Annotated in this window: 14 protein-coding genes; 2 read left to right on the forward strand and 12 right to left on the reverse strand. The window is 66.2% G+C overall.

The features are described 5' to 3' along the window. Positions 1–75: 75 nt before the first annotated feature. From XnspCFBP7698_RS10235 to XnspCFBP7698_RS10260, 6 genes are read right to left on the reverse strand one after another with little or no spacing between them, the layout of a single operon-like run. A complete protein-coding gene (locus tag XnspCFBP7698_RS10235; RefSeq protein WP_104581009.1) occupies positions 76–2,031 on the reverse strand; it encodes a response regulator in 1,956 nt (651 codons plus the stop codon). Next, positions 2,028–2,897, reverse strand: a complete 870-nt coding sequence (locus XnspCFBP7698_RS10240; protein ID WP_047696002.1) for an ATP-binding protein — start codon at positions 2,895–2,897, stop codon at positions 2,028–2,030. Before XnspCFBP7698_RS10240 ends, XnspCFBP7698_RS10235 begins: the two co-directional genes overlap by 4 nt. Then, complete coding sequence (locus tag XnspCFBP7698_RS10245) at positions 2,894–3,904, reverse strand: ATP-binding protein (protein ID WP_104581008.1); 1,011 nt, start codon at positions 3,902–3,904, stop codon at positions 2,894–2,896. Before XnspCFBP7698_RS10245 ends, XnspCFBP7698_RS10240 begins: the two co-directional genes overlap by 4 nt. Next, the gene (locus XnspCFBP7698_RS10250) at positions 3,895–4,290 is read right to left on the reverse strand and encodes an ATP-binding protein (protein WP_039410100.1); all 396 of its coding nucleotides are present in this window, start codon (positions 4,288–4,290) and stop codon (positions 3,895–3,897) included. The genes XnspCFBP7698_RS10245 and XnspCFBP7698_RS10250 overlap by 10 nt, the downstream gene beginning before the upstream one ends. After that, complete coding sequence (locus XnspCFBP7698_RS10255; RefSeq protein WP_047695998.1) at positions 4,287–4,649, reverse strand: STAS domain-containing protein; 363 nt, start codon at positions 4,647–4,649, stop codon at positions 4,287–4,289. Before XnspCFBP7698_RS10255 ends, XnspCFBP7698_RS10250 begins: the two co-directional genes overlap by 4 nt. A gap of 1 nt (position 4,650) precedes the next feature. Beyond that, a complete protein-coding gene (locus XnspCFBP7698_RS10260; RefSeq protein WP_039410094.1) occupies positions 4,651–5,493 on the reverse strand; it encodes an STAS domain-containing protein in 843 nt (280 codons plus the stop codon). Between the two features lie 339 nt (positions 5,494–5,832). Between XnspCFBP7698_RS10260 and XnspCFBP7698_RS10265 the strand changes: the two genes are divergently transcribed. Beyond that, positions 5,833–6,171, forward strand: a complete 339-nt coding sequence (locus XnspCFBP7698_RS10265; protein ID WP_147423592.1) for a hypothetical protein — start codon at positions 5,833–5,835, stop codon at positions 6,169–6,171. A gap of 129 nt (positions 6,172–6,300) precedes the next feature. Here the strand turns inward: XnspCFBP7698_RS10265 and XnspCFBP7698_RS10270 are convergent, their stop codons facing one another. The 3 genes from XnspCFBP7698_RS10270 to XnspCFBP7698_RS10280 form a co-directional block, all read right to left on the reverse strand. Continuing rightward, complete coding sequence (locus tag XnspCFBP7698_RS10270) at positions 6,301–8,625, reverse strand: hypothetical protein (protein ID WP_104581006.1); 2,325 nt, start codon at positions 8,623–8,625, stop codon at positions 6,301–6,303. Between the two features lie 24 nt (positions 8,626–8,649). Continuing rightward, on the reverse strand, positions 8,650–10,518 hold the full coding sequence (locus tag XnspCFBP7698_RS10275; protein WP_199680133.1) for an ATP-binding protein: 1,869 nt from the start codon (positions 10,516–10,518) through the stop codon (positions 8,650–8,652). A gap of 210 nt (positions 10,519–10,728) precedes the next feature. Next, entirely contained in the window at positions 10,729–12,084 is a 1,356-nt protein-coding gene (locus XnspCFBP7698_RS10280; RefSeq protein WP_179455065.1) for a helix-turn-helix transcriptional regulator, read from the reverse strand. A 919-nt stretch (positions 12,085–13,003) separates the two neighbouring features. Here XnspCFBP7698_RS10280 and XnspCFBP7698_RS10285 point away from each other — a divergent pair. Further along, on the forward strand, positions 13,004–13,789 hold the full coding sequence (locus XnspCFBP7698_RS10285; RefSeq protein WP_166743421.1) for a response regulator transcription factor: 786 nt from the start codon (positions 13,004–13,006) through the stop codon (positions 13,787–13,789). A 120-nt stretch (positions 13,790–13,909) separates the two neighbouring features. On the opposite strand, the gene XnspCFBP7698_RS10290 is transcribed toward XnspCFBP7698_RS10285, so the two are convergent. The 3 genes from XnspCFBP7698_RS10290 to XnspCFBP7698_RS10300 form a co-directional block, all read right to left on the reverse strand. Beyond that, entirely contained in the window at positions 13,910–14,296 is a 387-nt protein-coding gene (locus XnspCFBP7698_RS10290; protein ID WP_104581004.1) for a DUF805 domain-containing protein, read from the reverse strand. A 328-nt stretch (positions 14,297–14,624) separates the two neighbouring features. Further along, positions 14,625–16,016: a DNA repair protein RadA gene (gene radA, locus XnspCFBP7698_RS10295; protein ID WP_123137411.1), complete on the reverse strand. Its 1,392-nt coding sequence runs from the start codon at positions 16,014–16,016 to the stop codon at positions 14,625–14,627. A 293-nt stretch (positions 16,017–16,309) separates the two neighbouring features. Then, positions 16,310–18,190 carry a tetratricopeptide repeat protein gene (locus XnspCFBP7698_RS10300; protein ID WP_158255458.1) on the reverse strand — a complete coding sequence of 627 codons (1,881 nt, stop codon included), beginning with the start codon at positions 18,188–18,190 and terminating at the stop codon, positions 16,310–16,312. Positions 18,191–18,304 lie beyond the last annotated feature (114 nt).

Genomic DNA, 18,304 nt, shown 5'->3' on the forward strand with positions numbered 1-18,304 from the left:
CACAAGCGCGCCGTCGCGCTGCGGCGCCATTGGCGGTGAGGCCGCGGCAACTGCACTGGCGCGCGCCGCTGCGCCCTACGTGCGCGCCTGCGCGCTGCTGTCGAGCATCTGCCCGACCGTGTTGAGCAGGTCGTTGAGGCTGAAGGGCTTGGGCAGCAGGGCCATGCCGTCGGCCAGAAATTCCTGCCGGGTGATTGCGTTTTCGGCGTAGCCGGTGATGAACAGGATCGGCAACGCGGGCCGCAACGTGCGCGCCACATCGGCCATGTCGCGCCCGTTCATGCCCGGCAGACCGACATCGGACACCACCAGGTCGATCGGCACATCGCTGCGCAGCTGCTCCAACGCGCCGGTGGCATCTTGGGCTTCGACCACCTGATACCCGGCGTCGCTGAGCACCTCGCTCACCATCATGCGCACCACATCGGTGTCGTCCACCAGCAGGATGCGCTCGTTGCGCGCGCGCGGCGTGCTCGGCGCCGGCGCCGGTGCCACCTCGCCTGCAGACAGCCCCCGCGGCAGCAGCAACGCCACCGTCGTGCCCTGCCCGACCTGACTGCTGATCCGCGCGGTGCCACCGGACTGGCGGGCAAACCCGTAGGTCATCGACAGGCCCAGCCCGGTGCCTTCGCCGATCGGCTTGGTGGTGAAGAACGGCTCGAAGACCTGGTTGAGGATGGCCGGCGCGATGCCGCTGCCGTTGTCGATGACGTTCACCGCCACGTATTCGCCGTCGTCCAGCTCGGGGTCCTGGTGCGCGGTGTAGGCGGCCGTCTGCACACGGATGGTGCCCTGCCCCTGCAGTGCGTCGCGGGCGTTGATCACCAGGTTGAGCACCACGTTCTCGAGCTGGTTGGCGTCGGCAATCGCCACCAGGGAGGCGTCGGCCAGCTCCAGCTCCAAGGCGATGTTCTCGCCGATGGAACGGTGCAGCATGTCTTCCAGCGAGCGCACCCGCAGGTTGACGTCGAATGGTTGCGCATCCAGCGATTGCTTGCGCGCAAACGCCAGCATGCGCTGGGTCAGTGCCGCCGCGCGGTGCGCCGATCCGGTGGCGATCTCGGCCAGCCGCGGCACCCGCTCGATGCGGTTGGATTCCACCGCCAGCTGGATCATGTCCAGGCCGGAAATGATGCTGGTCAGCAGGTTGTTGAAGTCGTGCGCGATGCCACCGGTGAGCTTGCCCAGCGCTTCCATCTTCTGCGCCTGCAGCAGCTGGATTTCGGTGCGTTGGCGCTCGGCGATCTGGTGCGCCAGCTCGGTGGTGGCGGTATCCAGCTCCTGGCGTTGTTCGCGCTCGCGCAGGCGTTGTTCGGTGACATCTTCCACCAGCAGCAGGCCCAGGTCCGGCTCGCGGTACGGCGACACCCGCCATTCGGTTTCGCACAACTTGCCCTCGCGCAGGAGCGACAACGCGCCGCTCCAGCGCTCACGCCGGGCCAGTGCGGTGGTCAGCGCCTGCACCGTGGCCGCCTGATCCAGCCCGGCCGCACGAATCGCCTCGCCCGGCGTGGCGCTGCCGATCAGGCGCTGGAAGGCCGCGTTGAGTTCGTGCGTCTGCAGGTTGGCATCGACCACCGCAATCGGCGCGCTGATGTGTTCGAACATCTCGCGAAAGCGTGCCTCGCTGACCCGCAGTGCCTCCTCGGCGTTGCGCGCGCGCAACAACGTACGCAAGGTGGCGACCAGCACGTTGGGGTCGACCGGATGGATCAGGTACGCATCCGCACCGGCATCCAGGCCGGTGATCATGTCGCCGGTGGCGATCGAGGCGGCCGACACATGCACCACCGGCAGCAGCGCGGTGCGTGGCTCGGCGCGCAAGGTGCGCACGATGTCGAAGCCGCTCATGTCCGGCAGGTTGACGTCCAGCACCACGCCGGCAAACGACTGGGCGGCCAGCTTGGCCAGACCCTCGGCGCCGGTGCCGGCCTCCTCGACCACGAACCGGTGGTGTTCGAGCACGCGCCGCACCGAATACCGCGTCACCGCGTTGTCGTCGACGACCAGAATGTGGTGCCTGCTGCTCACGTTGCGTTCTCCGCTGCCAGCGTCACCGGCAGCACCACGAAAAATTCCGAGCCCTGCCCGACCACGCTGTTGATGCCCACCCGGCCGCCCAGCAGCTCGGCGAACCGCTTGCAGATCGACAGCCCCAGCCCCGTGCCGGTCAGGCGCTTCTGCAGCGGCGAGTCCACCTGTACGAAATCCTCGAACAAGGCGTCGTGAAGCTCGGGCGCAATGCCGATGCCGGTGTCCTGCACGCTGAAGCGCACGTGGCTGTCGCCTTCCAGCTGCGCCAGCACGCGCACGTGGCCTTGCGGGGTGAACTTGAGCGCATTGGAAATGAAGTTGCGCAGGATCTGCGCCAGCTTCTTGTCGTCGGTATAGAGCATCGGCAGCACCGGCGGATCTTCGAAGATCAGCGTGGTGGTGCCGACATCGGTGAGCGGGCGAAACATGCCGCGCAGCGCGGCGAACAGGTCCATCAGGTCGAACCAGCCCGGCGAAATGGTGATGCGGCCGGCCTCGATCTTGGCCAGGTCCAGCAGGTCGTCCACCATCTCGGTGAGCTCGCGTGCCGACGCGCTGACAAAGCGCACCTGCTTGAGTTGTTCGTCGTTGAGCGGGCCGTCCATGCCGTCTTCCAGCAGCCGCGTGATGCTCAGGATCGAGCCCAGCGGGGTGCGGAATTCGTGGCTCATGTACGACAGGAACCGGCTCTTGAGCTCCGACACTTCGCGCAGTTGCTCGGCCTGCTGATCGAGCTCGGCATACAGGGCCAGCACGCCCTGGTTGGTTTCTTCCAGCTCCTCGCGCAAGGCCTGGTTCTGCTGGCGCAAGTTCGCCAGCTCGGTGCCCGGCGCGTGGCCCGATGCCGCATCGGATGAATTCATTGCATGCCTCCCAGGCGCATGACGAAGACGCAGGCATCGTCGCGGCCGCGCGCGTAGTCGCGCAACAGCACGGCGGCGATGATGCGTGGATGGCGCGACAACAGCCCAGGGTGGTCGCGCAGGTTCCAGCGCGATTGCAGGCCGTCGCTGTGCATCACCAGCAACTTGCCGGCGGCCTGCGGAAAATCGAACGGCTGCGCCTTGCGAAATTGCACCCCCACGATGCCCGGATGCGAGGGCATGCCGCGCGCGCCATCGCCATCGCAGAGCGCTGCACCGAGATTGCCGACACCGGCAAAGCGCACCTGCCCGCTGCTGACGTCGAACTGCATGACCGCCGCCGCACCGCCACGGGTGCCGCACATGCCCGCATGCAGCCGCGCGATGCGCTCGCCGGGCTCACCGCTGGCCGATGCCGCCACCCGGGTGCCGGCATCGGCGGCATCGGCCGCGCCCGGCCCATGGCCCAGACCATCGATCATGGTGACCGTCACACGTGACCCATCGACGCCCAGGTGCCAGCCATCCCCGCACACCACTTCGGTGTGCAGCGAGAGCCGGATCGCGCCATACGGCAGGTCGGGCGTGGCTTGTGCATCGGCATACACCCGCGCCAGCACCACCGCGCCGGTGGCATCCGAATACGCATCCAGCACCGCCGCATGCCGCTGCACCGCGCCCAGGCCGTTGCCCGGCGTGCTGCCGGTGGAATAGCCGTCAGGCAGACAATCGGCGAGCACGAAGCCCGGGCCCTGGTCGATCGAACACAGCTCCACGCCGAGGCCACCGCGCCCGGCCACGGTGCACAGGTGCAGTTGCCCGCCGCCGCCGTGATTGAGCAGGTTGGTGCACAGCTCGGTGGCGACCAGTGCGACACGTCCACAGGCGTCCTGGTCGAATCCGCTGGCCTGGGCAAGCGCCACCGCATCACGGCGCACCTGCCCCACCTGGGTCACTTCCTCGACACGGATGACCTGGGTGAGCGCGCCGGCAACATTCACTTCCATTTGGTGATGGTGATGCGCGTGCCCTTTCCCGCAGCGCTGTCCAGCACGAAGTCGTCCACCAGCCGCCGGCTGCCGGACAGGCCCAGGCCCAGCCCGCTGCCGGAGGTCCAGCCATCGGTGAGCGCAAGTTCCAGATCGGGGATGCCCGGACCGTCGTCGCGGAAGGTCAGCTGCACACCCTTGCGGATGCCGCTTTCCACCACTGCCCAGTCCATGTCGCCGCCACCGCCGTAGATCACCGTATTGCGCGCCAGCTCGCTGGCGGCGGTGACCAGCTTGGTCTGGTCGACCAGGCGCAGGCCACACTGCACCACCAGCTTGCGCACGGTCTGCCGCGCCAGCACCACATCCTGCTCGGTGCGCACCGGTTGCGAGCCGGCGCTCATGACGATGCGTCGGGTTGTTGCAGCAGCCGCATGCCGCGTTCGACATCGAGCGCGGTGCGCACCGAAGGCAGGGTCAGGCCCAGCTCGACCAGGGTGATCGCCACCGCCGGCTGCATGCCGACCACCACCGTCCTGGCGCCCATCAGCGCGGCCAGCCCGGAGATGGTGCTGATCATGCGGCCGATGAACGAATCGACGATATCCAGTGCGGAGATGTCGATCAGCACGCCACGCGCCGAGGTGGCGCTGATCTTTTCCGACAGGTCTTCCTGCAGTTGCAGCGCGAGCTGGTCGTGCATGTCCACCTGGATGGTGACCAGCAACAGGTCGCCCATCCGCAGGATCGGGATGCGCTCCATGTCAGTCTGCCCTGCTGACGGTCAGGCCGGTGCGCTTGAGCGCCAGCGCCAACGCGTCGGCCAGGTTGGCCTTGGTCACGATGCCCTGCAGATCCAGTCCCAGATGCACGATGGTCTGCGCAATCTGCGGGCGCACGCCGCTGATGATGGCATCGGCGCCCATCAACCGGATTGCGGTGACGGTCTTGAGCAGATGCTGCGCCACCAGCGTGTCTACGGTGGGCACGCCGGTGATGTCGATGATGGCGATTTCCGAACCGGTGTCGACGATGCGCTGCAACAGCGATTCCATCACCACCTGGGTGCGTTGCGAATCCAGCGTGCCGATCATCGGTAGCGCCAGCACGCCCTCCCACAGTTTCACCACTGGCGTGGACAGCTCCAGCATCTCTTCCTGCTGCCGCACGATGATGTCTTCGCGGGTCTTCTGGAACGCCTTGACGGTGTACAGGCCCAGGCGGTCCAGCAGTTCGGACAGCGCCCACAGCTGCTGCCCGAGGTCTTCCGGGGTGCTGGCGTATTCGCGCTGCACCAGCTCGAACAGCACGCGTTTGAGCGAGAAAATGAAGTTGGCGGTTTCCTGCGAATCGAAGCCGCGCGTGGCGCGATCGCGCGAAAGCGTCTCCAGGAAGCGCCGCACTTCGCTCCACTCGGCGCTGTCGAGACTGCTGCCGTCGTCCTTCAGCGAGGCGACCAGCAAGCGCAGGAAGTCCGCGCCCTGGGCCTGCAGATCCTGCCGCGAGATGCGCGCATCGTTGCCAAGGCCCGACCCCAGCCAGGCGGCCAGCAACGCGGCTTCCTGGTCACGAATCGCGTCGATCGAGCGCTGCTGCAGTGCCACCATGAGATCACCCGCCAAAGTAAAAAGTAGAGAGGCTGGGCATGCGGGCTGGACTGCGCCCTGTCCGACGCGGCGCCCCCACGCCGATGCGCAGCAGAGTAAAGCAATTCAGATTCGGCAACCAGCAAGCAAATCTGTAGCGGTCAGAGGACGCCACCTCGGCAGTTTGACATTGCGGCGCCACCACCGAACGTGCGCCGGGCCACGCCTGCAGACAACGCCCGCGCGGCGCATCGATGGCCACCGGAGCGGGCCGCCGCGACCGCGGTGTGCCGCTGCCCTGCTGCATCGGGTGCGAACGGCGCCAGCCTGCATCCGTCCTTTGCATGGGCGCGTCCCGAAGTGGACGGCCGCGACTACCAGATGCTGGCCGGGGCCATCGAGCCGGCCCGCAACGTCAAACGCAGCGGCCTGGCCCTGCTGGATGTCAGCAAGGGCTTCAGCACGCCGAGTGCGCAGATTCCGTGGGGGCCGGCGCTGTTGGCGCAGATCGCCGAACGCGTCAGCCGCGAGCCGCAGTTGCCGGTTGCCTCGTCCGCGAATATCGACGACCCGCACAATGCAGACCGGGTGGCGGCCGACGGGCAGATGGCACTGCTGATGATCGGCCGCGCGCACCTGGCCAACCCGCAGTGGCTGTCTCCGGCGGCACTGGCACTGGGCCAGGTAGGCCCGTCGTAGGTGCTGCCGGCCTCCTGCGCGCACTGGCTGGAGCGCTACGGCACACACAGTTGATCGTCGGCATGCGGCAAGGGTGCCGCCGGATGCGGCAGCCTCGCAGCCAGCGCAGCGTGTTATCTACCGACTGCCTTACAGCCCGTAGCGCTCCACCGCATCCAGATGCGGGCGCGGATCCTGATCGCAGGCCTCGGCCAGGCGCAGCCAGCACATCGGGTGCGACCAGCGCGAGGTCGTACAGCGCAAGACGCGATGCAATTCCTGCGGCGAGACGTTTTCCGGAAGCGCCACCGTGAACAACACCCCCGGCAGACCCGAGGCGGGGTCCTCCGGGTCGAACGCCTCCGGGTGTTCCGGGTCGACCACGCGGTAGTCCGCGCGGCTATGCCGCCACAGCTTCCATCCACGCATCTCCAGGTCGGCACGCAAGGCCTCGACCACCTCTTCTCCCGGGTCCACACCATCCACCAGCCAGCTGCTGCCGTAGCCGCCGGTCTGCAGCACGTGCACCTGTGCATAGGTCGGCACGAAGCGTTCGCGCTCGGCATCGTCTTCCGGCGCCGGGTACAGCAACTCGGCATCGAACACGACCCAATCGCCCACATGCTGGCGGCGGTGCGCGGGCGCGTTTTCGATGATGCGCGCCGTCACCGGGCCGGTGCGGCGCGCGTAGTACTCGGCCACTTCGCCATCGTCGACGCAACGCACGATCACCCAGCCCCAGTCTTCCTCGACCACCCCGCTGGTGCTGCTCAGTTCCATGCCGATCGCCGCTGCCGAGGCCCGCACCGCGTCCCAGTCCTGCGCGGCGCTGGCCGCGGTCATGTGGTCCCAGTACGCCGAACGTGGCTCCTCCAGCACCGCGATCAACTGGCGATACACCGCGGCCGCCTCGGTAAAACGGCCGGTGGTGAGATACATGCGCGCCAGCAATCCGCGCGCGCCATGCGAGCCCGGGGAAAGTTCCAGCAGCGCCGTGCAGGCCTGCTCCAGCGCCGGCCAGTCGGCCAGCCGCTGGGCCAGTTGCGCCTCGCACCACAACGCCACCACCGGCACCTGCGGGCGATACAGCAGCGCCAGGCGGCGCACACCGGCATCGTCGCCACGGCCCAGCAATAAGTTCATCAGGCGGAAGGTCGGACTGGTTTCGTGGTCGGCATGCCGCTGCACGAAAGACCACAGCAGCGCGATGGCCTGCTCGTCCGCCGCGCAGGCGCTCAGCGCCGATGCCGCGGTGTCGACCAATTCGGCATCGTCGGGGCGCTCGGCGGCCGCCTGCAACAGCCATTGCGCTTCGCGTTCCGGATTACGCACCACCTCGTCGCCCTGCGCGTTCAACCACGCCAGCAACTGTGCGGCTGGCACCGGTGGCGCCTCGCCGGTGGAGGCCGCCTCGATGCGCGCGGCCCAGCCATCCAGCGCCTGCGTCGCGCCACGGTCCTGGCGCAGCTTGGACGCATGCGTGCGTGCCAGGACCAGATGCCGGCGCGCGGTCCACACCGCGCCGCGCTGCAGTGCCAGGTCGATCGCCAGCTCGGCCGCCTCGATCAGAATGCGATGCGCACCGACCTGCGCGTAATGATCGAGCATCAGCTGCAGGCGGCTGCCCAGATCCCAGGTGTTGCGTGCAGGCGCGCGCGCGGCCAGCACCGCCACTGCGCGCAGCCAGTGCAGGCGATACCGCGGCGCCACCTCGCGCCACGGCAGCAGCGACTCCATCGCTTCGTCATCGCGATGCAACATGGCCAGCGCGCGCGCCTTCTGCAAGCGACGCGGCTGGCTGCAATTGGCCCACTCCGCGCCTTCGCGCGCCGCGTCGCGTTCGCGTTGTTCGATCAGAGCCAGCGCCTCGTCTGCACGCCCCAGCGACAGCAGGATCGAGATGCGCATGTCCGGCACGCCATCAAAGATCTCGCCGCCGTGCGCAACGATGGTCTGCGATTGTTGATCCAGGTACGCCAGTGCAGCGTCGCCGCGACCGTCGTCGAGCAGGGCATCGGCCTTTTCGCAGCTCAGGCACTGATAGCACGACCAGCTCGGGTCGATGCGGCCCAGGGTTTCGTCGCAGACCTCGATACGCTCCTGCACCCAGCCAGGGCCATCGATATTGGCGTAGCACGCCGCCAGATCCTGCGTCACGCACACCGATTGCGGGCACTCCACTGCATCGGCACGGTGCGCCCGCTCGAACAAGGCCACCGCATCGCCCAGCGCACGCTCGCCCTCGCACAGATTGCCGACCCGGTTGCGCATCTCCCAGTGGCCGACGAAGACCTCCAGCCACGGGTTGGCGAGCGTCTTGCCCAGCGCACGCGCCTCGGGCAACAGGGCCTCGGCGCGCTCGATCTGCAGATCGCAGATATGGTCGGTCAGGCGCGTCAGCAGCTGCGCGTTCTGCGGCTGCCCGGCGTCGCCCAGGTCGTCCTGCAGCTTTTCCACCCAGTTCCAGATTTCCATCGCGTGCGTCCTTCAGTGCGGCGCTCAGCGCGCCAGCAATTGCGTCACGGCCCCGGCAAGATCGCCGAACGCCTGGTTGAGATCCGGACCGCCCGATGCGCCGCCGCCGGGCGGCGGCTGCGTGCGCCCCTGTGCCGACACGATCACCTTGAGCGAGCGCAGCAGGCGCGCGGCAACCGCTGCCTGCGGGTTGCCGGCGCGCTGCGCGGCCAGCAACGCCTGCAACGCCGGATTGTCCAGATTGAGATACAGCCGCTGGGTTTGACGTGCTCCGATGCGCGCGGTGAACTGGCGCGCCAGCCGCAATGCGGCGGTGGACACCCGCTTGTCGTTTTCGTCCTGCTCCAGCCGGCGTTTGAGCTCGGCCTCGCGGTCGGGCACCACCACCAGCGGCAGTTCTTCCGGGCTGAAGCGCGCCGGCACCAGGGCTTCGCCATCGCCCAGGTGCTGTTCCAGCCACGCCAGTTCGTCGGCCGGCAACGTGTCCAGATGGAACAGCTGGCGGTTGCCGTGCTCGGTGCCCAGTTCGACCAGCCGCACCCCCTTGGCCTGCGCCCAGCGACGCAGAAACGGCACCACCGCATAGCGGTTTCCATAGGCCACCGGCACGCCCATCGCACGGAACAGCATTTCCTCGAAACCGCCGTCGCTGTCGAGGATCACATGCACCGCGCCACGCGCCGGCAATTGCTGCGCCGGCAGGTCGCCCTGCGAGGTGGGTACGCGCACGTGTTCCAGCAGCAATTCGAACAGGCGCTCATCGCACAGCGCCGCGCCGAGCAACGCTTCGTTGTGCCGCAACAGGATGCGGCGCCACGCCTCCGGTTGCTGGCGCGCCACCTCCGCCAGCCCCTGCACCAGGGCTTCGGACAAGGCATGCTGCACCGCGCTGTAAACCGTGTCGCGCTGCAGATCCTCGCGGCTTGCGGTCGGGGTCAGGCGGTTGGATTCGATCACCCCGCCGATGAAGCCCGCCCACGGCGGCAGCAGTTCGCGCGCATTGTCGTCCAGCAACATGCCACGCAAAAACACCGACAGATTGCGGTTGTCGCTGGTGCCATAGGTTGCGCCGTCCTGCACCCACAGCAGGCCCACCGCATCGCTGCCATCGTCGGCACGTACCGGCATGCAGCACAGCGGTTCGAAGTTGCGCTCGAAGCGTGCCGCGAACTCGCGTTGCCGGCGCCACGCCTGCACCGGATGCAGCGGCACCGCATCGTGCGTGCGCCACGGCGGCGGCTCGGGATTGATCGGTTGCGCATCGGCGCCGACCCAGATCGGCTCGCGCAGCAATGCGCAGTAACGCGACAGGATCTCGTGCAGCCGCCCCTGCTGCGCCAATGGCAGATATTGCTCATGCAGTTCCAGCACCACCTCGGTGCCCACCTGGGCACGCGCCGGAATCGGGCTCACCGTGTAGTGCTCGGCATTGCTGGAGATGTAGCAATGTCCCAACGTCGGGCTCTGGTAGGAGGTGGTGCGCACGGTGACGCGCCGTGCCAGCACGAAGGCAGACAAGAACCCCAGCCCGAACATGCCGATCAAACCGCTGTCTTCATGCCCGCCCTGACGCAGCCCGCGGGTGTATCCCACCCCGACGGTGGCTAGATAGTCGTGGATTTCCTGCTGGGTGAGCCCGGCACCGGTATCGATGATGCGCACGATGCCCTGCGCCGGATCGGCCTGTACATGGATGCGCGATTCGCCATGCCAATCAGGCTGCTCCAGGCGGCGGCGCAGAATCGAATCGTGCGCGTTCTGCACCAGCTCGCGCAGCGCGACCACCGGCGTGGAATACAGATGCTTGCTGAGCACGGACATCAGTCCATTGAGATCGACGCCGGCGCGGCGGATCTGTGAGGCGTCCGTCGCCTCGGAGATAGGATCTTGCATGATCGTCGTCGTTTCCTTGGCGGCCACGCCCGTCCTCGGACGCGCCTCCTGATGGCAGTGCGAGCCGGCAAGGATAGCCGCTGGCCATCTTGTACGCACGTCTCACTTCGGCTCCTGCCCTACCGTGCGTACAGCCAACGGCGCCTGTCTCCGGTCATCGAAAACGACGCGCCACGGCCCGGCATGCGCACCGGGCCGTGGCCGGGTCGACTAACGCTGCAAGGTCTCCATCGGCGCCTCGTTGAAGTGCTGACGGTACCCCTTGGCCAGCGCTGAACGACTGCCAACGCCCCAGCGGCTGGCTGCCTGCAGCACGCTGCCGCAACCGCCGTCGGCCAGCAGTTCGTCGCGGATGCTCTGCATGCGGTAACGCCGCAGGACCTGGGTCGGCGACAGCCCGGTGGCCGACTTGAACGCCTGCTGCAGCGCGCGCCCGGTGACCCCGATCTGCGCGGCGACTTCATTGATCGACAGATCCGAGCGGTGCGCGTTGGTGATCATGTAGCTATACGCGCGCCGGTACTTGGCCGGCAACCGCGCGGAGATGTCGTCGCTCACATGCGCAGGCGTGCCGCTTTCCAGCAGCCGCGGCGCCTGCACTTCGCTGCGCAGGCATTGCACCGCACCCAGCGCGTAGCGGTTGTACAGCAGCAAGGCCTGTTCGGTACGACCCAGCGCCTGGCTGATCTTGGCCTGGCAATACTCGTACTCCAGATTCCAGCGTGGCGCGTGATGCCGCCCGGCACCGGCCAGCGCACGCTCGGCCAGATCGGCCCGGCCCACCGCCAGCGCCGCCAGCGCCAGCTCCACCTGCGCATCCTGCCGCGCGCACGGCGGGCAGCCGTTCGCCGCCGCCGGCAATGCATCGATCTGGGCGTCGAAGCCGAACGTGTCGCCGCCGGCAATCCGCAGCAGGTTGCGGACATGCCGCATGCGCTGTGCAAGCACCGGCATGCTCTCGGCCAGATCGGCAATGCAGGCCCGCAGTTCGCTGGGCTCGAACGCATGCGCGGCATCTTCCTGGCGCAGCGTGGCCTGCCAGAACACGTGGTCGCTCATGCGGTCGGCACGGCGGATGCGCAGCTGCGCGATCATGTCCAGCCGCAACGCGGTGGTGATCCGCAGCCAGTCCGAGGCTCCGCTTTCCAGCTCCGCCAGCACCTCGTGCGCCCGCTCCAGGGTCTGCAGTGCCAGCGTGCTCTGGCCAAGGTGGAAATGGGTCAGCGCCTTGCCCAGCAGGCTCTCGCCGCCCAGGCAGGCGGGGGTGTCGCGATCCATCGCCAGCTGCGCGAAGCAGTTCAGTGCGGCGCTGAGTCGGCGCTGGCTGAGCATCAACCATGCGGTATTGCGGCAGGAGAGCAGCCGCAGTTGCCGCTGATGGCCACGCATTGCCTTCAGGGCGTGGCGGTAGGCGTCTTCGGCCTCTTCCTGGTACTCCAGGATCAACAACGCATCGCCACTGGCACCGAGCAGGGCGACTTCATCGTCGGTTCCCTCGGGCGCGGCCTGTCCATCGCGGCGTTGTTGAAGATGTTGCAGACCTTGCGGCCAGGCACCAACCAGCATCCTGCTTGTATAGGTAGGAAGACGATCTGCGTACGACAGGGCAGAAATCGCTGCGAAGTAGGTGGTAAGGATCATGCCGGGCTCTCTCATAGGGGGATGAGCAAATGACAACAGCGCGCCGCTCTCGCTGGCGCAAACGATTGTATGCAGCGGATCCAATGGAATTTCTCACCTTGGAGCGCCGCAAAAATCAAAAAACCTCACTCTGTCCACCACCGGCCCTGCCGTGCGTTTTGCATAAGCGCCGCTGCCGTTTGCGTACGCCAGAGAATGTCTAGCGCAGGACATTGCAACCGATTCAAGCGTGCATCGAAGACACGTTGGCGCCACTTCCTGCGCGCTCATTGCACAACGTCTGCCAACACATCACCTCGATATGGATTTTGGGCGGTTAGCAGTCGCTGCGCATCGGCACGTGTGATGCTCCAGAGCATTCAACGCACGCGCGTCGGCCACTCATAACCGAAGTCACCTTCTGGTTACCGACCCCGCAAACCTATTCCAAGTGCGATGCGCGAGCGTCCTAATCGCAATACCCTGGTCTAGACCTCTCACGACCAATTCCATGGCTGCTGCCCAGCCACCTGCGCAGCTAGAGCCGCCAGGATTCCGCTGCCAACTGCGCGTCTATGCGTCTTTCGTATCGCGCATGCCCTGTGTGTAAGAGCTGCGTTACGCATACATGAGCGCAAGTTAAAGCGCGCCTACCCGAACCCGAAGAAAAGTGCGCAGCAGTGAAACTTTCTGCCCTTGGAATGGTACATACCATTCGTCCGACCTCGGTCAGACCCTTCCCCCGGCAGCCCGATGGTATGGCGATGCACTTATCCAGAGATGTGGGTTTCATCATGGCGCCAACCGCCCGTTGCCGGCATTCAGTACATGGCCTGTCTGCGTGCCAGTACGGGAAGGCCGGCTGATGCACGGCAACGCCTCCGGGAAGCAGGGATCGGCTTTCCTGTTGACGCAGGACGCGCGCCTGGCCTCGCAGGTCAATGCGAGCCTCGCCCCGCTGACGCCCCACGTTGCGGTGTTTTCCGATGAACTGGAGCTCTTGCGGACGCTGCGGCATTCGCCCTGCGAGCTGCTGATCTTCGACGCCACTTGCGTGGCCTCGGACGACAGCTCGGTGCTGGCCTGGCAGCGCTGCCACAGCGGCCATCCCACGCCACTGATCGTGCTGGGGCGGTTCGACTGCCCGAACGACATCCTGGCCTGGTACCAGTCCGGCGCACAGGAAGTGTTAGCGCTCCCATTCAACTCGCACGAGCTGCAGGTGCGTGCGGCGTTGGCGGTCAGCCCGGCGCCCCAGGCCTGCCAGGAAGTCCAGCAACTGAGTGTCGGCCCGTACCAACTCGTGCGCGAGGAGAACACCGTCTACCTGCATGGCAAGCCGATCGTGCTGACCTCGCGCGAATTTTCGATTGCCTGGCTCCTGTTCTCCAGCCCTGGCGTGTGCTTCCGCCGCTGCCAGTTGGCAAAGGCGGTCTGGGGCAGCCACACCGAATTCACCGACCGCACGATGGAACAGCACATCTACAAGCTGCGCAAGAAACTGCAGCTGTGCAATCACAGTGGTGCGGTACGTATCCGGACCGTGTATTCGCACGGATACAAGCTGGAACTTGCCTCATCAGACAAGGATCCGCTTTTGCCAGGCAAGAGCCTGAGTGCAACCACTGCGCATCATTCCGCCGCCTGCTGAGCAAGCTGCCGATGAGGTCGTGCCCCATGCCACGCGCCGCGCCGTAGACATCCGGCCGCGTAAACGACGATGGCGCAGGGGATGCCTGCGCCATCGTTCGATCACGCTTGAACCAGCTGCTTACAGCTTCGGGTTTTCGCCATACTGATTCGGGCCGGGCGTACCTTCCAGGCACATGAAGACCAGCACGACAAGACCGCCGACGTACGGCACGAAGCTGATCAGATAGAACCAGCCCGACTTGTCCTGGTCATGCAGGCGACGCACGGTCACCGCGATACTCGGCACCATCATCGCCAATACCACGATGATCATGATGGCGAACACCAGCCACGCCAGCGGGCCGGGGTTGCCGTCGCCGCCCATGACCGCTGCCGCAATACCGAACATGATGGTCAGGACGACCAGGGTGATCGCCTGCAACAGCATGAACATCCAATATTCCTTGCGACGCGAACGCCCTTCGAAGTCGGCATAGCGCTTGAGCGGCAACAACATCCATTCCATTGTGTTTCTCCAGTACGGGCAGTCAGCGGTGTTTGTGATCCGCTGCTCGATGCAGCGGCCGCGCATGTTGCCATAGCGCACATCGGGTGAAAACGGTTTCCGTCCCCACAGATGCGGATGACACCGGGCCAGCCGACAGACGGTCGCAGCCTAGGTAGAGGCCGTTTCTGCCGGGACGGCGCACTGTCCGGCAGGCTGGGCTCGCAAGGCGTTCGGTGTCTCGCGACAGCGCAACCGCCTGCTGCAGCTGCTCGCGGTGCCCCGCCCGGCAACGGGCCGACCGGGTTGTCCTCGTGCAGGCTGCCTGCACGAATCAAGCGGAATGCCGCTAATCCGCCGCCGCTTCCAGCGCCTGGCTCAGCCGCTCCACCGCGATGATCTCCATGCCCTTGATGCTGGCGGTCTTGGGCGCGTTGGCACGGGGCACGATTGCGCGCTTGAAGCCGTGGGTGGCGGCCTCCTTCAACCGGTCCTCGCCGTTGGGCACCGGGCGGATCTCGCCGGACAGGCCTACTTCGCCAAAGGCGATGGTCTTCTCGGACAACGGCCGGTCGCGCAACGAGGACAGCACCGCCAGCAGCACCGGCAGGTCGGCCGCGGTTTCCTGCACGCGAATACCGCCCACCACGTTGACGAATACGTCCTGATCGCCCACCACGATGCCTCCATGCCGATGCAGCACTGCCAGCAACATCGCCAGGCGGTTCTGCTCCAGCCCCACGGCGACCCGCCGCGGATTGGACAAGGGGGAAGAATCCACCAGCGCCTGCACCTCCACCATCAACGGCCGGGTGCCTTCGCGGGTGACCATCACGCAGCTGCCCGGCTGCTGGGTGCTGCCGCCGGACAGGAAAATCGCCGACGGGTTGGAGACCTCCTTGAGGCCCTTCTCGCCCATCGCGAACACGCCCAGCTCGTTCACCGCACCGAAGCGGTTCTTGAACGCGCGCAACAAGCGGAACCGGCTGCCGCTCTCGCCTTCGAAATACAGCACCGCATCGACCATGTGCTCGAGCACGCGCGGGCCGGCAATGCCGCCCTCCTTGGTGACATGGCCAACCAGGAACACGGCGGTGCCGGTCTCCTTGGCAAAGCGCACCAGCCGCGCCGCGCTTTCGCGCACCTGGCTCACCGAGCCCGGCGCTGCGGTCAGCGATTCGGTCCACAAGGTCTGCACCGAATCGGCCACGATCAGCTTGGGCCGCGCCACGCTGGCGTGCTGCAGGATGTTTTCGATGCCGGTTTCGGCCAGGGCGTTGAGCCCTTCCAGCGGCAGATCCAGGCGCACTGCGCGTCCGGCCACCTGCGCCAACGACTCCTCGCCGGTGACGTACAGCACCGGCAGCGTGCTGGCCATGCTGGCCAGTGCCTGCAGCAGCAACGTCGACTTGCCGATACCCGGGTCGCCGCCGATCAGCACCACCGCCCCTTCCACCAGCCCGCCGCCCAGCACGCGGTCGAACTCGCCGATGCCGGTGGACACGCGCGCCTGCTCGGTCTGCTGCACGTCCTTGAGCGCCATGATCTTGGGCGCCTCGGCCTTGCCGGCCCAGCCGCTGCGCCGCGACGCCGCCGGCGAGGCCTTGCTGCCGGGCGTGGCGCTTTCGAGCACGATCTCGCTGAGCGTATTCCAGACACCGCACTCGGTGCACTGCCCCTGCCACTTGGTGTACTCGGCGCCGCACTCGCCGCAGACATAGGCCGTTTTCGCCTTCGCCATCGTCTCTTGCCTGTTGTTCTCGAACTGACAGGATAGTGGCTGACGGTCTCAGCATGCGCGACGCACGCGTTCGGGAATCGGGAATCGTCAGAGTCGATGACGACCTGGTGCGCTATGCAATGACGTGCGCGCAGACGATGGCCATGCGCTTGCCGGCGCCCCGTTGCTGCCGGTCCCGGATCACATCGACGCGTCGACGCATCAATGCAAAAAAACTGCCTGACCGGTATGGGCAGTCAGGCAGCTTCGGCTCCACCACTCCCACGGTGCGGAACGCCGTGGGAGTGCATGACTTAGCGCGGCTTGTACAACTCGCTCAGGCGATCCGGCTTGCCGGCGATGCGTTCCAGATGCGGGTACAACAGCCCACCGTGATAATCGAGGCGCACGGTGTCGTAGCGGTCCAGGCGCTTGACCAGCAATTCGATCGGCGCGGTGGTGCCCTTGGCCGCCTTGATGGCGTCCTTGATCACCTCGCTGCTGAAAGCGCGGCCATTCACCGCCACGATGGTGTTGCCGGTAATCAGGCCCGCATTGAACGCAGGACCGTCCCACAGCACATCGCTGATATCGCCCGAGGCTTTCAAGGACAGGCCAAGCGAATAGGTCAGGCTGACGTCCTTGTCGTCGCTCTCGTCGGCCTTGGTCGCCAGGTTCGGCTCTTCGTTGTAGACCAGCTTCCAGCCATTGGCCTCGATGCCGCCATTCAACGAGCCGTGCCCGTCCATGCGCTCGCGCAACAGACTCGCCCAGTCGTACGGTGCAATGCCGTTGAGCGTGCTCACGATGTCGTCGAAGGTGTACGGGTTGACGTCCCAATCGCCATTCTTCATGCCGAAGAACGCCTTGCCGAAGTCGTCGATGGAGCGCTTGTTGTTGGTCAGCGCGCGCAGCTTGCTGTCCACTTCCAGCCACATCATCTGGCCGCCGGAATAGTAATCCTCGCTCATCTGATAGTTGCGGTACGCCTTCGGGCGGCGCATCGACATGGTCGGATCGTTGGTGGTGTCCTGCACCGTGCGCCAGGCCATGCCGGGGCGACCACGCTCGTACTGGGCCGCCACGCCGGCCAGCATGTCGCGCGCCTGGTCCTGCGTCCACAGGCCGGACCGCGCAGCCATCACTTCGCCCCAGAACTGGGTCTGGCCTTCGTACAACCACAGCAGGCTGTCGCCCATTGGCACGTTGAAATTGGGCGTGGCCAGGTCGGCCCCACGGCGGTACTTGCCGTTCCAGGAATGGTTGAATTCGTGCGCGAGCAGGTCGCGCCCGGTCCAGCTCTTGTCCCACTCGGTGAAATAGGTCGGCACACCGCTGTTTTCGCTGGAACGGTGATGCTCCAGGCCGATGCCACCCAGCTTTTTGGTCAGCGCCAGCAGGAATTCGTAATGATCGAAATGCCGCGCGCCGTAGAGCTTGTCCATCTGCTGCACCAGCGCCGCATGCGCCTTGATCTGCTCGGGCTTGGCGTCCAGCGACTTGGCTTCGTCGGCAAACACATTGAGATAGACCGGCTGCTTGCCCGCGCTCAGCTCCACGCGCTTGTAGTACTTGCCGGCGAACATCGGCGAATCGACCAGGTCGTCGAAATCGATCGGCTTGAAGGTCACCGTGTCGCCCACGCGGCGGTCGGTCTCCAGCGCCGTGGCATAGCTCCAGCCGGCCGGCAGCGTGACGCTGGCCTGCGCCTTGATGTTGCGTGCGAAATAACCGGCCGGATACAGCGCCGTGGTGTTCCACTGCAGGTTGAGCATTTCCGGGGTCATCATCACCCGGCCCTGGGTGGGAGCCTGCGGCGAGAGGAACTTGAACTCGGCGGTCAGCTCGGTGGCGCCCTGCGGCACGTCCACCTTGAACGCGTAGACGTCGAACTGGTCGCGCGTCCATGGCACCACCTTGCCATCGACCTTGATCACCAGACCGGCCAGCTTGTCGATCGGGCCGGTCGGCGAATGGTTGCCGGGAATCCATTGCGGGTACAGCAACGTCATCGGGCCGGGCTTGGCCGGCATGGTGGTCTTGACCTTGAAGATGCGGTGCGCCAGATCGGTGGCATCCACGTCGATCTTCAAGGTGCCGTCGAACGGCACGTCCTGCGGCGGTGCGGTTTGCGCGGCCGCAGGCAACGACAGTGCCGCCAGCAACGACACGGACAACAGGGTGGGCATCTTCATCGCAACTCCGCAGGGACCTGGAACAGGCAAGCCCACGATGCTAAGCGCCCGCCTGTGCTTCCCCGTATGCCATTGGTCATGTTGCGCGCGATTGACGCATAAAAAAAACCGCCA

It is taken from the genome of Xanthomonas sp. CFBP 7698 (assembly GCF_003600855.1).
GTDB classification, from domain to species: domain Bacteria; phylum Pseudomonadota; class Gammaproteobacteria; order Xanthomonadales; family Xanthomonadaceae; genus Xanthomonas; species Xanthomonas cannabis.

Excerpts from the sequence above, each read along its gene's own strand:
- XnspCFBP7698_RS10275 (WP_199680133.1), bottom strand. The coding sequence starts at position 10,518 with ATGCAAGATCCTATCTCCGAGGCGACGGACGCCTCACAGATCCGCCGC.
- XnspCFBP7698_RS10255 (WP_047695998.1), bottom strand. The coding sequence starts at position 4,649 with ATGGAGCGCATCCCGATCCTGCGGATGGGCGACCTGTTGCTGGTCACC.
- XnspCFBP7698_RS10260 (WP_039410094.1), bottom strand. The coding sequence starts at position 5,493 with ATGGTGGCACTGCAGCAGCGCTCGATCGACGCGATTCGTGACCAGGAA.
- radA (WP_123137411.1), bottom strand. The coding sequence starts at position 16,016 with ATGGCGAAGGCGAAAACGGCCTATGTCTGCGGCGAGTGCGGCGCCGAG.
- XnspCFBP7698_RS10285 (WP_166743421.1), top strand. The coding sequence starts at position 13,004 with ATGCACGGCAACGCCTCCGGGAAGCAGGGATCGGCTTTCCTGTTGACG.
- XnspCFBP7698_RS10280 (WP_179455065.1), bottom strand. The coding sequence starts at position 12,084 with ATGCTGGTTGGTGCCTGGCCGCAAGGTCTGCAACATCTTCAACAACGC.
- XnspCFBP7698_RS10270 (WP_104581006.1), bottom strand. The coding sequence starts at position 8,625 with ATGGAAATCTGGAACTGGGTGGAAAAGCTGCAGGACGACCTGGGCGAC.
- XnspCFBP7698_RS10240 (WP_047696002.1), bottom strand. The coding sequence starts at position 2,897 with ATGAATTCATCCGATGCGGCATCGGGCCACGCGCCGGGCACCGAGCTG.
- XnspCFBP7698_RS10250 (WP_039410100.1), bottom strand. The coding sequence starts at position 4,290 with ATGAGCGCCGGCTCGCAACCGGTGCGCACCGAGCAGGATGTGGTGCTG.
- XnspCFBP7698_RS10290 (WP_104581004.1), bottom strand. The coding sequence starts at position 14,296 with ATGGAATGGATGTTGTTGCCGCTCAAGCGCTATGCCGACTTCGAAGGG.
- XnspCFBP7698_RS10245 (WP_104581008.1), bottom strand. The coding sequence starts at position 3,904 with ATGGAAGTGAATGTTGCCGGCGCGCTCACCCAGGTCATCCGTGTCGAG.
- XnspCFBP7698_RS10300 (WP_158255458.1), bottom strand. The coding sequence starts at position 18,190 with ATGAAGATGCCCACCCTGTTGTCCGTGTCGTTGCTGGCGGCACTGTCG.